At 41.5% G+C, this 14,347-nt stretch carries 13 protein-coding genes; 7 read left to right on the top strand and 6 right to left on the bottom strand.

What is annotated here, in order from left to right:
- Positions 1-45 precede the first annotated feature (45 nt).
- The 4 genes from ACKLNX_RS12975 (at position 46) to ACKLNX_RS12960 (ending at position 5,140) form a co-directional block, all read left to right on the top strand.
- The gene (locus ACKLNX_RS12975) at positions 46-2,211 is read left to right on the top strand and encodes a prolyl oligopeptidase family serine peptidase (protein ID WP_412972663.1); all 2,166 of its coding nucleotides are present in this window, start codon (positions 46-48) and stop codon (positions 2,209-2,211) included.
- 219 nt (positions 2,212-2,430) lie between these two features.
- Positions 2,431-2,901, top strand: coding sequence for a DUF5362 family protein (locus tag ACKLNX_RS12970; protein ID WP_412972662.1), 471 nt, complete (start codon positions 2,431-2,433; stop codon positions 2,899-2,901).
- 209 nt (positions 2,902-3,110) lie between these two features.
- Positions 3,111-3,881, top strand: a complete 771-nt coding sequence (locus ACKLNX_RS12965) for a class II aldolase/adducin family protein (protein WP_412972661.1) — start codon at positions 3,111-3,113, stop codon at positions 3,879-3,881.
- Positions 3,882-3,964: 83 nt separating this feature from the next.
- Positions 3,965-5,140 carry a mandelate racemase/muconate lactonizing enzyme family protein gene (locus tag ACKLNX_RS12960; RefSeq protein ID WP_412972660.1) on the top strand — a complete coding sequence of 392 codons (1,176 nt, stop codon included), beginning with the start codon at positions 3,965-3,967 and terminating at the stop codon, positions 5,138-5,140.
- Between the two features lie 15 nt (positions 5,141-5,155).
- Here ACKLNX_RS12960 and ACKLNX_RS12955 read toward each other — a convergent pair whose 3' ends face one another.
- The 4 genes from ACKLNX_RS12955 to ACKLNX_RS12940 all read right to left on the bottom strand — a co-directional run bounded on the left by ACKLNX_RS12955 (position 5,156) and on the right by ACKLNX_RS12940 (position 8,799).
- A complete protein-coding gene (locus ACKLNX_RS12955; protein WP_412972659.1) occupies positions 5,156-6,109 on the bottom strand; it encodes an amidohydrolase family protein in 954 nt (317 codons plus the stop codon).
- 26 nt (positions 6,110-6,135) lie between these two features.
- Positions 6,136-6,858 (bottom strand): SDR family NAD(P)-dependent oxidoreductase, encoded by a 723-nt coding sequence (locus tag ACKLNX_RS12950; RefSeq protein ID WP_412972658.1) that lies wholly within the window; start codon positions 6,856-6,858, stop codon positions 6,136-6,138.
- A 103-nt stretch (positions 6,859-6,961) separates the two neighbouring features.
- On the bottom strand, positions 6,962-7,783 hold the full coding sequence (locus tag ACKLNX_RS12945) for a sterol desaturase family protein (protein ID WP_412972657.1): 822 nt from the start codon (positions 7,781-7,783) through the stop codon (positions 6,962-6,964).
- Positions 7,784-7,911: 128 nt separating this feature from the next.
- Positions 7,912-8,799, bottom strand: a complete 888-nt coding sequence (locus tag ACKLNX_RS12940; protein WP_412972656.1) for a LysR family transcriptional regulator — start codon at positions 8,797-8,799, stop codon at positions 7,912-7,914.
- Between the two features lie 95 nt (positions 8,800-8,894).
- On the opposite strand from ACKLNX_RS12940, the gene ACKLNX_RS12935 reads away from it, so the two are divergent.
- Together ACKLNX_RS12935 and ACKLNX_RS12930 are read left to right on the top strand one after the other, a co-directional pair.
- On the top strand, positions 8,895-9,395 hold the full coding sequence (locus ACKLNX_RS12935) for a lactoylglutathione lyase family protein (protein WP_412972655.1): 501 nt from the start codon (positions 8,895-8,897) through the stop codon (positions 9,393-9,395).
- Between the two features lie 196 nt (positions 9,396-9,591).
- Positions 9,592-11,133 carry a methyl-accepting chemotaxis protein gene (locus tag ACKLNX_RS12930; RefSeq protein WP_412972654.1) on the top strand — a complete coding sequence of 514 codons (1,542 nt, stop codon included), beginning with the start codon at positions 9,592-9,594 and terminating at the stop codon, positions 11,131-11,133.
- A 108-nt stretch (positions 11,134-11,241) separates the two neighbouring features.
- Here ACKLNX_RS12930 and ACKLNX_RS12925 read toward each other — a convergent pair whose 3' ends face one another.
- A complete protein-coding gene (locus ACKLNX_RS12925; protein WP_412972653.1) occupies positions 11,242-12,102 on the bottom strand; it encodes an alpha/beta hydrolase in 861 nt (286 codons plus the stop codon).
- A gap of 331 nt (positions 12,103-12,433) precedes the next feature.
- On the opposite strand from ACKLNX_RS12925, the gene yegD reads away from it, so the two are divergent.
- Positions 12,434-13,864, top strand: coding sequence for a molecular chaperone (gene yegD / locus ACKLNX_RS12920; RefSeq protein WP_412972652.1), 1,431 nt, complete (start codon positions 12,434-12,436; stop codon positions 13,862-13,864).
- Here yegD and ACKLNX_RS12915 read toward each other — a convergent pair.
- Positions 13,861-14,229, bottom strand: coding sequence for a VOC family protein (locus ACKLNX_RS12915; RefSeq protein WP_412972651.1), 369 nt, complete (start codon positions 14,227-14,229; stop codon positions 13,861-13,863). The genes yegD and ACKLNX_RS12915 overlap by 4 nt on opposite strands.
- Positions 14,230-14,347: the final 118 nt, after the last annotated feature.

The raw sequence follows: 14,347 nt of genomic DNA, 5'->3' as shown, positions 1-14,347 counted from the left end.
TCCCTTAACTACAATTAGAATAAAAACAAAGACAAGAGGAGCGACATGAAAACAACAGCAAAAGCGTTATTGGCATTAACAATAGCCGGTGGATTAATGGCTTGTCAGCCAAGTTCAGAGGAGGCAGCAGTGGCTGAAACAGCGAGTAAAAAGAAACAGGTAGTCAGCATTGATTATCCGATTACAGCCAAAGGCGAAGTGGTCGATACTTATTTCGGTCAGCAAGTGGCTGATCCTTACCGTTGGTTGGAAGACGATCGTAGCGAAGAGACAGAAGCTTGGGTAAAAAGCCAAAATGCAACAACACAAGCCTACTTAGCTAACATTCCATACAAAGAAAAAATTGCTGAGGTCGTGAGAGACTTACTCGACTATGAAAGAGTGTCTGCTCCTTTTAAAGAAGGTGAATATACTTACTTCTACAAAAATGATGGCTTGCAAAACCAGAGCATTGTATATCGTTCAAAAGACGGCGGTGAGCCAGAAATTTTCATCGACCCTAATAAATTTAGTGAAGATGGTACGGTTTCATTAGCCGGATTGTCGTTCTCTGCTGACGGCTCCTTAGCTGCTTATCAGACCTCGACTGGCGGCAGTGATTGGCGTCAAGTTTATGTGATGAATACCGACACCAAAGAGCTACTAGCCGACAAATTAGAGAATGTTAAATTTAGCGGTTTGTCATGGTACAAAAACGAAGGGATTTATTATTCTAGTTACGATAAGCCAGAAGGTTCAGAGCTAAGTCAAAAAACAGATCAGCATAAATTGTACTATCACAAGATTGGTACAACACAAGCTGATGACTTGAAAGTTTATGGCCACACGGATGCTGAGAAACATCGTTATGTGGGTGCTCAAGTAAGCGAAGATGATCGTTTCTTACTTGTTTCAGCTGCCAACTCTACTTCAGGCAACCGAGCATACTTAAAAGACTTATCGCAGCCTAACGCTGGCTGGAAAACACTGATAGACACTATTGAAAATGATGTGTCTATGCTCACGAGTAAAGGCGATATGTTGTATTTGGTTACCAACCATAATGCGCCAAACAGAAAAATCGTGATGGTCGATGCGAAATCTCCAAGTGTTGAAAACTGGAAAGATCTCATTCCTGAAACCAAAAATGTATTGTCGCCAAGCACTGCGGGTGGCTACATTTTTGCAGAATACATGGTCGACGCTATTTCAAAGGTGTATCAATACAACCTTGAAGGCGAACAGCTGCGTACTATCGAGATGCCAGACATTGGTTCAGCAGGTATGAGTAGTGCGAAGTTTGATGCAAAAACCAGCTATTACACCTTTAGCAACTACACCACACCAACAACGATTTATGCGCTTGATATTGAAAGCGGCAAGTCGACCTTGTTCAACAAACCTGCATCGAAGTTTGATGGCTCTAAGTTTGTTTCCAAGCAAGTATTCTATGCGTCGAAAGACGGAACAAAAGTACCCATGATCATTACGCATCATAAAGACACTAAGTTGGATGGTACAAACCCAACCATGCTATATGGCTATGGTGGTTTCAACGTTAGCCTAACACCAAGCTTTAGCTCCACGGTTGCTGCGTGGCTTGAACTAGGTGGTATATATGCAGTACCTAATATCCGTGGTGGCGGTGAATATGGTAAAGCATGGCATAAAGCCGGTACACAGATGCAAAAGCAAAATGTGTTCGACGACTTTATTGCTGCGGCCGAATACCTCATTGATAATAAGTACACTAGCAGTGACTATTTGGCATTACGTGGCGGCTCAAACGGTGGCTTATTAGTGGCCGCGGTTATGACGCAACGCCCTGATCTAGCTAAAGTTGCCTTGCCAGCAGTGGGTGTCTTGGACATGTTGCGTTATCACACATTCACCGCAGGCGCAGGATGGGCATATGACTATGGTACTTCTGAGCAAAGCGAAGAAATGTTTGAATACTTGAAAGGCTATTCGCCAGTACATAACGTGAAGTCAGGCGTTGAATATCCAGCGACGATGGTGACGACAGCTGACCATGATGATCGCGTTGTTCCTGCGCATTCATTCAAGTTTGCTGCGGTACTACAAGAGTTCCAAGAAGGTAATAACCCAACGCTTATCCGTATCGAGACCGATGCAGGTCATGGTGCGGGAACGCCAATTAGCAAAACAATAGAACAGTATGCTGATATCTATGGTTTTGTGTTGTACAACATGGGTATTGAAGAGTTATAAAAAAGTTAGTCTCGTTGCAAACACAATAATGCGGCGAGCTTAGGTAAATTCAGAAAGGGGTCTGCTTTGCAGACCCTTTTTTTATGAAAGAGCAAACAATGAAAAGATACTGTTCACTCGCTATTTGCTTAATTTGCGCAAGAATAACAAACTAAGATAATATGCTCAGAAGCTTAACGTTTATGAAAATAAAAACATCTATAAAAAGGAAATAATAATATGACTACGGACACGATAGAAAACACAACTATGACGCCAGAGCAGCAATCCTTCGATGACCTTATCGCACCTTTGCTACAAACCAAACCCTGGGTAAGCCTTTGCGCTATTTTGGGATTCATCTCATGTGCTTTCATGGTACTCGGTGGACTTGCGATGATGTTCGGTATGGGGGCTGCACTGATGGGGGGTGCAAACGGAGCGGGCATAGGTGCTGGCTTTGGCATCGGTATGGGCTTACTTTATTTAGTATTTGCGCTGATTGCATTCATTCCACCTTTTTACTTATACAAATATTCAAAAGCAATCGGCGTAGCAAATAAAACGCGTAGCATGGCCGAACTAACTCAGGCATTGACTTACCAAAAGTCATTTTGGAAGTTTATTGGTATTTTGATGGTTATTTACTTAGTGTTCTTTGTGCTGGGTATCGTGCTCAGCATTGGTACAGCGATATTTGCAACAATGTAACAATAAAACTTAGTACCCAGAAACAGGCGTAGATACGCCTGTTTCATTAATTCCACAATCTTCAAATTCTCAATATGCCTTTAAGCTCTCTATTCCTCTCTTTAAAGCACTTGAATATCATATCTCACAAAGTTCTGTTCCCAAGTTTTTACCGCGTGCTATCATCTTTGTTATATCTTCAAACCTAATTGAGTTGATTGAAAAGGCTTATGTACGAAATTCCTCATATAGATTTAAAAGGCAAAGTGCCAGCCGAAGAGTGGCAAACTCGCGTCGAATTAGCAGCCTGTTATCGACTACTCGTTATGCATGGATGGGACGATTTAATTCACACTCACGTTTCGGCTCGTATTCCAGGCACTGAAGATTTGCTGATAAATGCATTTGGTTTAGCATTTGAGGAAGTGACTGCATCAAATTTAGTAAAAATTGATATTGAAGGTAATGTAATTGATAAAGAATCTTCGTTCTCTATCAATCCTGCAGGCTTTACCATTCATAGCGCTGTGCATATTGCTCGTCCAGAAGCCCAATGTGCATTACACCTTCATCACACCGATGCAATTGCAGTTGCTAGTTATAAAGATGGTCTCCAACCATACAGCCAATATTCGGCTTTTGCCTTGGCTAGTATGAGTTACCACGACTATGAAGGTCTGGCTGTTAACCCTGATGAGATTAAACGTCTGCAAAATAACTTAGGGAATGCCAATTTCATGCTATTGAGAAATCATGGCGCTTTGACCATGGGCAACACCATTGGTGATGCGTTTATGCATATGTATGACTTACTTCGAGCATGTGAAGTACAAGTAAAAATGCAGAACACCAACAACCAACTGACTACCGTAAACCAAAGCATTATTGATGGTATTAAAGCGCAAGCAAACATAGTGCACACGGGTTTAACAGGTGGTCAAAAAGCCTGGCCAGCAATGATGCGAAGAGTGAAACGTGCTTATCCTGATTTTGATCTTTAAATAGAATCATACCGTTATCGAAGCATACCGTTATCGATGCATCACATTGTCTTTACGAAATATATGAGAACAGAGAGTTAAGAATGAAAATTACCCATGTAGAAATTTTTGATATTCATTGCCCGGAACGTCCACCTTGGAACCCAATTTTCGTGCGCGTTCATACCGACGAAGGCATTCATGGGGTAGGCGAGGCAGGTTTAGCTTATGATTGGGGGCACAGTGCCGCTGCAGCGATGATCAAAGAAATAGCGGAAGCGGTGCTCATCGGCTTTGACCCTTTTAAAACTGAACTGCTGTGGTCGCGCATGTTGCGTGAAAGCTTTTGGGGTTTAGGTGGCGGTCCAGTCTTGTACGCGGCGATGAGCGCCATTGATACAGCTTTGTGGGACATAAAGGGTAAAGCATTGAATGTGCCTGTCTATCAGCTGCTTGGGGGCAAAACAAACGACAATTTGCGTACTTACGCCAGCCAACTGCAATTCGATTGGAGCCAAGATTGCATTAAAATGCTGACGCCTGAAGACTATGCACGCGCAGCTAGCAAAGCCATGGCAGAAGGCTATGACGCGGTGAAAGTTGACCCTATCGTTTACGATGAGAATGGTGATTCTAGTTACGATCGCACCAAATTATTCACACCAAAACAAATGAAGCTATTTGGCGATCGCTTGCGTGCTATTCGCCAAGAAGTGGGTGATGAGGTTGATATTATCTTTGAAGCACACTCCCTAATGGGATGCGCCTCTGCGATTCAAATGGGTGCAATCGTTGAAGAAGTGGGTTGCATGATGTTCGAGGAGCCTGTTAATTACCTCAATTCAGCGGTGCATAAAAAAGTATCGGAGAACGTGAAAGTGCCTATTGCCGGTGGAGAACGTTTATATCATCGCTGGGATTGCCGACCGTATTTCGAGGACCAAAGCATCGACGTCCTGCAACCGGACGTTGGTTTATGTGGCGGATTCACTGAAGCTAAGAAAGTGTGTGACTATGCAGATGTATACGATATTCGAGTGCAAGCCCATGTTTGCGGCGGGCCTGTTGCGACGGCGGCGTCTTTGCAATTAGAAGCGGCCATTCCAAACTTCCTAATTCATGAACACCACACATATGCGATTAAGTCTTGGAATCGTGAGTTATGTATTCAAGATTATCAACCAGTTAACGGCAAGTTCAAAGTACCAGACTTACCCGGTATCGGCATAGAGTTAAATGATGATCTGGTGAAACGCTCACCTCATGTGACTGTAAAATAAGCTTTAATTGGCTACTCAGCTGATTCTATCAAACTGGTAAATACGATAAGCGTTGTCATAGTACAACGCTTTTTTATGCTCAGGTAAGCAGTTACCATTTGAAGTTAATGACTCGACAATAGAGAAAAGCTGCAGCCAATACGCTTCATAGGATAAAGACAGCTCGCACAAAGGAAAGTTACTCGCCAGCATCACGTTCTCGTAACCAAAGGCGTCGATACAGTGACTTATAACTGCTTGAATGTGCTCTACAGAGTAATCTCGTGCCATCATCTCAAAGCCTGAGCATTTCACCGCAATCCTAGGCAGTCTAGCTAGTAATTGAGTGTTGGCTTTCCAATCCATAAAGGCTGAGCTTAGCCGATCAGAATCTTCTGTTTTCCGCAATTCATAAGCAGTTGGTGCGAAACCAGCGTGATTGATTACTAGTTGTAAGTTTGGAATGCGCTGAAAGAATGTAAAAACCTGAACCACTAGCTCTGGGTTATTCATATCAAATTGTAGCTCGAATACGCCGTTATGCTTCGCTAGAAGCGTTAAATTTATAAAAGAATTAATATTCTCTAACAGCGTGATAACGGTACTTTTTTCAGGTAATTCGGTATCTTCAAAGATATGTCTAACGCCTATGGTACTTTTGTGTTGCGCTTGAGTTCGGAGCTGGATCATAAACACTTCGGGATCAAGAGTGATATCAATAAACCCTACTGAGCGGTGGGGCAGGCTCGCTCGAGCTTCAATGTTCGCAATCTCTCGCTCGCCAGACTGATTATCGAAACCCGCTTCAATATGCACATAAGCGGCAAGTTCGAAGGATGATTGCTTTTGCAGATACTTATCGCTATTGGTTTTACGAATGACATGTTTATCAGGCCATAAAGGCGGGTTCTCAGGCTTTAACCAGTGGTACTCGCCGTGTTGCAGGTCGAAAAGGTGTAGGTGGGGATCGATAATACGGACTTTGCTCACCTTTATGATTCTCCCTATTTGCTTTTTTAGCCCGCGGTATAGCCGCCGTCCATTACCTGCAGACTGCCAGTAACGAAGCTTGCTTCATCAGACGCTAAAAAATATGCCATTGCGGCCACTTCTTCAGGTTGACCTATGCGGCCAAGGGGCTGAGCTGCAGCTTCCTCAGCGTGTACGGTTGCTTTGTCCGCACCGCTTTGCTTGCAATACCGATCAATCGCATTGTGATAAAGGGGCGTTTCTATGGTACCTGGACATAAAGCATTCGCGCGGATATTGAACTTCGCATAGTCCAGGGCAGTTGTTTTAGCCATTGATGCCAATGCGTGTTTACTTAAGTTGTAGGCGAAGGAGTTAGTTTTGGCCACTAAGGCTTGTTCAGACGCGATATAAAGTATCGCCCCGCCATTGAGCTTCATTGAAGGTAAAGCGGCTTGTGTGGCGGAGAAGGCCCCTTTCACATTCAAATTGAAAAGCGCCAAAAGTTCAGCTTCACTTGTTTCCTCAATATTCGCCGAAACATGCTTACCCGCGTTACAGATAAGCACGTTTATCGGGTTATTTGTAGCGATGCTTGCTATGGTACTGCTGACCTGCGCGTGGTCAGTGACATCGCAATGAATATACTCGCCATGTTTACCTGACTGAATATCGAGATTAATAACTCGATAATCATTGGCCTCAAATTTTGCGGCTATAGCAAGCCCTATCCCTGAACTGCCACCGGTCAGTACTAGTGTTTTCTGCATCTTAATAACTTCGCTAATGATCTTATGTTTAAAATAATCAACTCATACTATCAGGCGACCTAGGATCTTCAAAGCCGATAGAATATTTAAGGGTAAACGCGGATTACAATTGCTCACTATGAGTCGGATCAGAGAAAACGACTTTCAACTTCGCTTTCAATCCACTGGCTTGTCTGAGGGCCTTGAACATCTTCACAAATTGATGACAATTGGCGCTTATCGGGTTGGCCTTTGGCATCTCACCTACAATGCCATACTCAATCGTTAATTTCGGATCTTCTTCAACAAATGTGCCGAATAATTTGTCCCACACTATTAGCACGCCAGCATAATTCTTATTAATGTACGGCGGATTAATTGCGTGATGAATTCGGTGATGTGTAGGCGTATTAAATATCTTTTCAAGCCAGCCTAATTTGCGGATGGTCTGTGTGTGCACAAAAAATTGGTAGCCTAAGTTTAGCGCAACAATCAAAAAGACAATGCTGGGAGAAAAACCAATAATGATCATCGGCATCCAAAACAGCCACATGCCAACAATAGGGTAAAAAATACTTTGTCTAAAGGCCGTCGTGAAGTTCATAAAGGGCGAGCTGTGATGCACCACATGTGCGAGCCAAAACCAATGAATGGTATGTGACGCTCGATGAAACCAATAATAAAGAAAATCTTGAATAAGAAAACCAAGCAAAAGCGTCCAAATACTCAGTTCAATGTTGAAGAATGCAAACTGATGAAGCCAAATGAAAAATGGCATTAGCAGGAGCAAAGCAATCGCATCTGAGCCCTGGTGAAGCGCAGCTAGCACGGCATTATTCACGCTATCTTTAATATTGAAATATTGTCTAGCCTTAACGAATTCCAATACAACACATACAACGAAAATGGGGCTGAGTGCCAATAGTATTAATTCAACTGGGATCAAAAGGTGCTTCCTAAGTGTTTAAATATGGTAAAACGGGTGTGTTTGCATACCACCGTTTTGATGACTTCTAACATAAAAATCTGCGGCTATAGTATATTTAAATTAGTGAAATATCTTGTGTAAAAACTCTAAGCCGCACCTACTTTTCGTAAGAAGTCTTTGATTGTGGATTTAATTAATTTTACTCGGTTTGATGAAACGACTTGCTTATTTTCACATAAATAGAGAGTTTCACATACGGTATTTTGAAGTCTGTGAATATTTATCGAACCCTGCTTTTGATAGGACTTCGCTGCATTTAGTGGCAAGACGGTAAAACCAACCCCTCTGCTAACAGGCTCTAAAATTAAGCTAATCTGATTTGAAAAACCACGGTGTTTAAACTGATCAACGTGACTAAACGCGGAAAAATTTTCGCTGAGTAATAAGCTGGCATGATGAGCGGCATCTGGATGCGAAACAAATCCTATGTCCTGTAGTATTTGCCAATTAATAATTTTGACTTCACTGGATGTCACCAGAACTAGTGGCTCTTCTGCTAGCTTTTCTGTGCGTAATTTAGGGTTATTGAATAGCATTGTTATTAGTCCAACATCAACTTCACCGTCCACTAAACTGCGTTCAATCGATTTATTTGGCGCAAAAGTAAAATCAATGCTTAACTTAGAATGCTTCTCTTGAAGGCTCATTAAATGGGGGTAGAGGGATAAGCCAATACTACCGGGAGAAGCTATCTTTATGTTTCCTACAAATGCATTGTCTTGCTTTATCAAAGCGCTCAGCTCTTCGCCAGAGCGCAATAACTCAAGGCCTTTTGTATATAGCTGCCGTCCTGTTGGCGTTAAGGAGAACGATTTCCCTTCCCTCACGATCAATTGGTGGTCCAGTTGCTGCTCTAGTTTTTTAATATGCTGGCTGACACCAGACTGAGTCATAAATAGTTTGTGAGCCGTTCGCGTGAAATGCTCGGTTTCAACGAGTGTACAAAAGGTTTTTAACCAAGTTTGATTTATCATTACAAAAAATACTTAAATTCATAATTAAACATAATTTTTTATACTTTATCATGGGCGTTATAGTAAGCGCCACTAAACAATATGAGGATAATTTTATGAGCAAGGCATACCCAAGAACATTTTCACATATAGGTATTTCCGTTCCCGATTTAGAAGCTGCAGTGCGTTTCTATACAGAAGTACTTGGTTGGTATTTAATTATGAAACCTACTGAAATTGTGGAAGATGATTCAGCAATTGGTGAAATGTGCACGGATGTTTTCGGTAAAGGCTGGAAGCACTTTCGGATCGCGCATTTATCGACGGGAGACAGAGTGGGTGTTGAAATTTTCGAATTCAGTAATCAAAAGGATCCTGAAGACAATTTTGAATATTGGAAAACAGGAGTTTTCCACTTTTGCGTGCAAGATCCTAACTTAGAGGAACTTGCAGAGAAAATTGTAGCTGCCGGCGGCAAAAAACGCATGAAGGCACCTAGATACTATTACCCAGGAGAAAAGCCTTATCGTATGATTTATATGGAAGACCCATTTGGTAATATCCTAGAGATTTATAGTCACAGTTATGAATTAACTTATGCTGAAGGTGCTTATTAATTTCACTGAGTAATTTACTAGCTACTAGTGAACCGAGGGGGCTCTTTTTGTTTTTTTATTGAAATTATTAAAATAAATGCTCAAATTTCACTCAAGAAGTCTAGACTAAAACAGATACAGATAAACGGGTGTTAATAAAATAAAGCGTATTCACCACTATCAAAATTCACATAAAATTACATAGGTATCCTAATTTATGAGCAAAAAAAATCAGCACATAATAGATGAGGAAGTTACATTTGGTGAGCATGAAGAATTAGTGTCGGTAACTGATACACAAGGTGTCATTACGTATGCTAACTCTGAATTCTGCAGAGTCGCAGGTTTCGAAAAATCCGACCTAATCGGTCAACATCACAATGTAGTGCGCCACCCTGACATGCCTAAAGAAGCCTTTGCTGATTTATGGAAAAAGCTTAAAGCGCGTCAAGCTTGGAGAGGGGCAGTAAAAAATAGGTGCACAGACGGTCGCTATTATTGGGTCGATGCTTTTGTAACACCTGTGTTTGAAAATAATAAGCTAACGGGCTATCAATCTGTGCGGACTGTTTTGAAGCCAGAGTACCGCAAGCAAGCTGAAAAAATTTACAAACAACTCAATGAAAAAAATCACCGAAACGATGATTTTGCTTTCAACTTTACCCTTCGTCATTCAATTAATATCGGACTTGGTTTAGGTCTTGCGGGGCTCTCTTTTTGGCAGCCATTTTTTGCTTTGCTGATTGTATTTTTACCGTATTTATTCTTCAAGCAAGAACTTATTAGCCTGGGCGAAAATGTTAAGCAAATTCGTCAGTCATATGACAGTATCTCTAGGTATATATTCAGCGGGAGAGGCGCTCTTAGCGTTTTTGACTTTAACTCTAAAATACTCGAGGGAAATGTCAAAACTATATTGGGTCGTATTACGGATAGCACGAAATCACTAACAGGAAGAGTAACATCACTTAAACAAACCTCTGCGGCTTCAAAGAATGGTGTCGAAACTGAGGTTAATGAGTTATTGCAAGTCAGTTCGGCGATGGAAGAAATGTCAGCGTCGATAGCTGAAGTAGCGATCAATACAGTCAACACATCTGAAAAGGTAGATTCTGTGCATAAGGATTGTCGTATCGCAACGGATTCAATGGCGAAAACAATGGAGCGAGTTGCTGATCTAGCGGTTGATGTGTCTAGTTCGGCAGAGACTGCGAATGGACTAGTAACGGAAGCTGAGCGTATTGGATCTATCATGCAGGAAATTCAGGGTATTGCAGATCAAACAAATTTACTAGCACTGAATGCGGCAATAGAAGCGGCGAGGGCTGGAGAGCAAGGAAGAGGATTCTCGGTTGTAGCAGATGAAGTTCGAGCATTATCGAGTCGTACTCATTCAGCGACAGAACAAATACAAAAATCAGTTGGTGAAATGCAATCGACCTTACTGACTTGGTCGAATTCTATGGCTAAAGGTAAGGAGGCCGCTGATGCTTGTGTAAATGAAACGACATCGACACGAGATATCGTCTTTAAGGTGTATGACGATGTTTCAGTCATAGCCAATTTGACTATACAAATATCGGCGGCGTCTGAAGAGCAAAGTATGGTTTCTAAAGAAATAACAATGAACATTGCCAGCATAAATGATGCCGCGAATGAGAACCTTGCTCAAAGCGAAACTGTATATTCTGAGGCTAAAATGATAGAAGAGAGAGCCCAAGCCTTAAGTGCTCTGGCACTAGCTTTTGGTTCAAAATAAAAAAGTGTGGTAGTTGATGTGCACTTTATATCGAAATCTAAGATACGGGAGACTTACCTAGCGGAGTCTCCCGACTTATAATTGTCGGTCATGTCCCAATTGCACAACTTAGTTGTCGTTACTTGCTAGTAGATATCGCAAGCCATGATACCAACTTAATAATGCCACCGTACCATGAGTTTCTTGCTCAAAGTACTGCTCTTTGACATTAAATTGTTCCGATTTATTCATGCTCAGATTGGTATAAAACTCTCTACCCCAAGCGAGGTTAGTCAAACCAATATCACCGAGAGCGGCATTATTAGCAAAGCCAATAAATACGTCGGCACTAAGTTCTAAACTAGAAAATCTTGCTTTGGCTATTGCTTTGTTTAAGTAGTTATTGTCCCACAAAGAGGTCGGATCAATGATCAAATAATCACTGAAAGTCGACGGTTCAGAAATCAATGCATATGCCGCAAACAAGCCACCAAACGATTCGCCAATCAAAACGCGTTTGCTTGAAGTTCGATATGTTTTATTGATTTCAGGAATAAGTTCGTTCGAAAAAAACGAGATATACTTGTTAGCGTTACCAATATCACCATCAAACTCCTGCAAAACTTTATCTTTAAACGTCCATTGCTTAATGTTTGTTGGCGTTAGATCGCGCTCTCTAATGGCATTCTCGCTGTTAGGGATGGCGACAACAATTGCCTCTTGAACCTGCTTCTCAAGCGTATCCGTGCTTAAACCCTCGAGCATACCGCTAATCGCTTTGAAGCGATGCATGTCACCATCAAGTACATAAATAACAGGGTAGCGATTGTTCGAAGAGTGATATGAAGGAGGCAAATACACATAATATGTGCGTTGTTCCTCTAGTACTTTTGACTTTATTTCGTGCGTTGATTCGAATCTTAGGTTTTGATTCGCCTGTGCTTGTAAGAACACGCTAACTAAAGCGACAAACAAAATTAGTTTCAACATTAAGTACCGCCAGAATATGCTTCAATGGATGTGATTTTTACTAATATAACGAGCGTGATACTAAAAGTCTAAAGCGATTACTGGTGTTTACCAGACGACCCGTGCTACCTGAAGTAAACTCTAATTTCACAAATGTAATCCACTAGGTACTGTATATGATTTAACTGGCCGTAAGTGCATTTATAAATGTAAGCGCTAGCTTCTAAAAATTTTTTATTAAATTAAGCTCTAGCTAAGAATCTCGTACATTAGCGCGGGATTTTTTTGTATATATCTTTATACTACCCCGCGTTATTTATCTATTCATCACTTTAAAAAAGGACAAGAGTATATGTTTGCAGGTCTTGATTTCGGTACGTCGAATTGTTCCATCGGTGTAATGAAGGAGCAACAGCCGAAATTAGTCCCTCTAGACAATGGCAAAAATAGGATGCCTTCTGCTCTTTTCGTTCAAAACGAAATCATGCCTCCTGCTCAACTGTTAGATTCTGAGATCGCGGCAAGGGTTGCCCAAATCAAGCAAATTCAATTGAAAAACGGCAGTATTACTAACCATGAGGCTATTATTAGTTCGGCCCGACATCAACTCAGAAAAGAACACAGGCAAACATCAAGCATCAGTCAAACCGTTAATAACATGGCAGAAGCTTTGCGTTTAGGCGGAGAGATCATCTTTGGAGAGGAGGCTGAGTTAAGCCATATTGCAGTTCCTGAAAGTGGCTTTTACATTAAATCACCGAAGTCTTTTCTAGGCGCAGACATTAATGCCACTCAACGAGCGGTGTTTACCATTATCGTCGAAAAGATGCTGGCGTTTATTAAGGGCGAAGTTGAATTCATTGAACAAAACGAACTAGCAGATATCGTGATTGGGAGACCAGTTAACTTTCATGGATTATTAGGTCAAGATGGCAATCAACAAGCGCTTGATATTATTGGCAATGCAGCTGCCAATGTTGGCTTTAAACAAGTCGAGTTTTTGATGGAACCGGTGGCCGCAGCTTATGACTATGAAAGACAACTTAGTGAAGACAAAGTGGTGTTGGTTCTCGATTTAGGTGGGGGAACCACTGACTGTTCGATGATCAAGCTAGGACCAGGCTATCGTCATATTCAAGACAGAGAGAGCTGCATTCTAAGTCACACCGGACAAAGGATTGGTGGTATTGATTTAGATAACAAGCTAGCGCTGATGTCCTTGATGCCACACTTCGGTAAAAATGCGATGTTAAGCAACGGTCTTCCAGTCCCTAATAACTTGTTTAGGCAAGCGGTGAGCGTGAATGACGTTGCCGCTCAAAAAGATTTCAACCTACCGAGAACAGGCAAGGAATTGACTGAATATTGTAGGTTAAGCAAGGATAAAAACTTACGCCGACTAAAAACACTAAGGGATGAAAAGTTAGGACTTAGAGTTAGTCGCAGTGCCGAGCTAGCAAAGATATTGTTGTCAGATAAAACGAGTATCGATCTATCGCTCGATTACATTGAAAATGATTTGCACATACCCGTTCAACGAACAGATTTGAGTGATGCGATCGCCGATGAACTCAATAAATTTGAGCATCTATTAAAGGAGGCTATTAACTTAGCTGGGACTGAACCCGATGTGCTATATGTGACGGGGGGCACAGCGATGTCGCCCGTTATTCAAAATTGGATTAAGTCTATTTTCCCCAATTTCGAAATTGTCATTGGTGATCACTTTGGTAGCGTAACATCAGGTTTAGTGACGCAGGCTGAGCGCCTCTTTAGAGTCTAAGGCGCTTCCATCTGCTGCCATAACTCGATTTTGATGCCATTAGGATCGAGTAACCAGGCAAATTTTCCGTAACCTTCATCAACCACATCAATAATATCGACATCTCTGCTTTTCAGCAGTTCAACGAATTCATCTAAGTCGTCTACTCGTAAATTGATCATGAAGTTGGCCGAGCTGGGTTTTAAGTAGTTATTGTCTTTAAAATGACTAATGAGAGAGTAGGGCTTTTCACCTTTTTCTAGCGACCAATTAAGTTGAGGCCCATATTCGCCATCAATGCCTAGTTTTTCCTTATACCATTCACGTGTGCTAGCGGGATCTTCTACGACATAAAAAATACCGCCTAAGCCTGTCACTTTCGCCATGTTGAGTTACCTTTTTGCTATTAGTTGATAAAGCTAGTTAATATCCATTTACGCATATCTATATGTTCGAATGTAATATTGGTAGATTTATAAAGTTTAAGTATAGCGAATGATCGTC

Source organism: Glaciecola sp. MF2-115, from assembly GCF_047250385.1.
Classification (GTDB): domain Bacteria; phylum Pseudomonadota; class Gammaproteobacteria; order Enterobacterales; family Alteromonadaceae; genus Glaciecola.
Note: the sequence above shows the minus strand (reverse complement) of the source record. Positions and strands in the feature narration are given on the sequence as shown.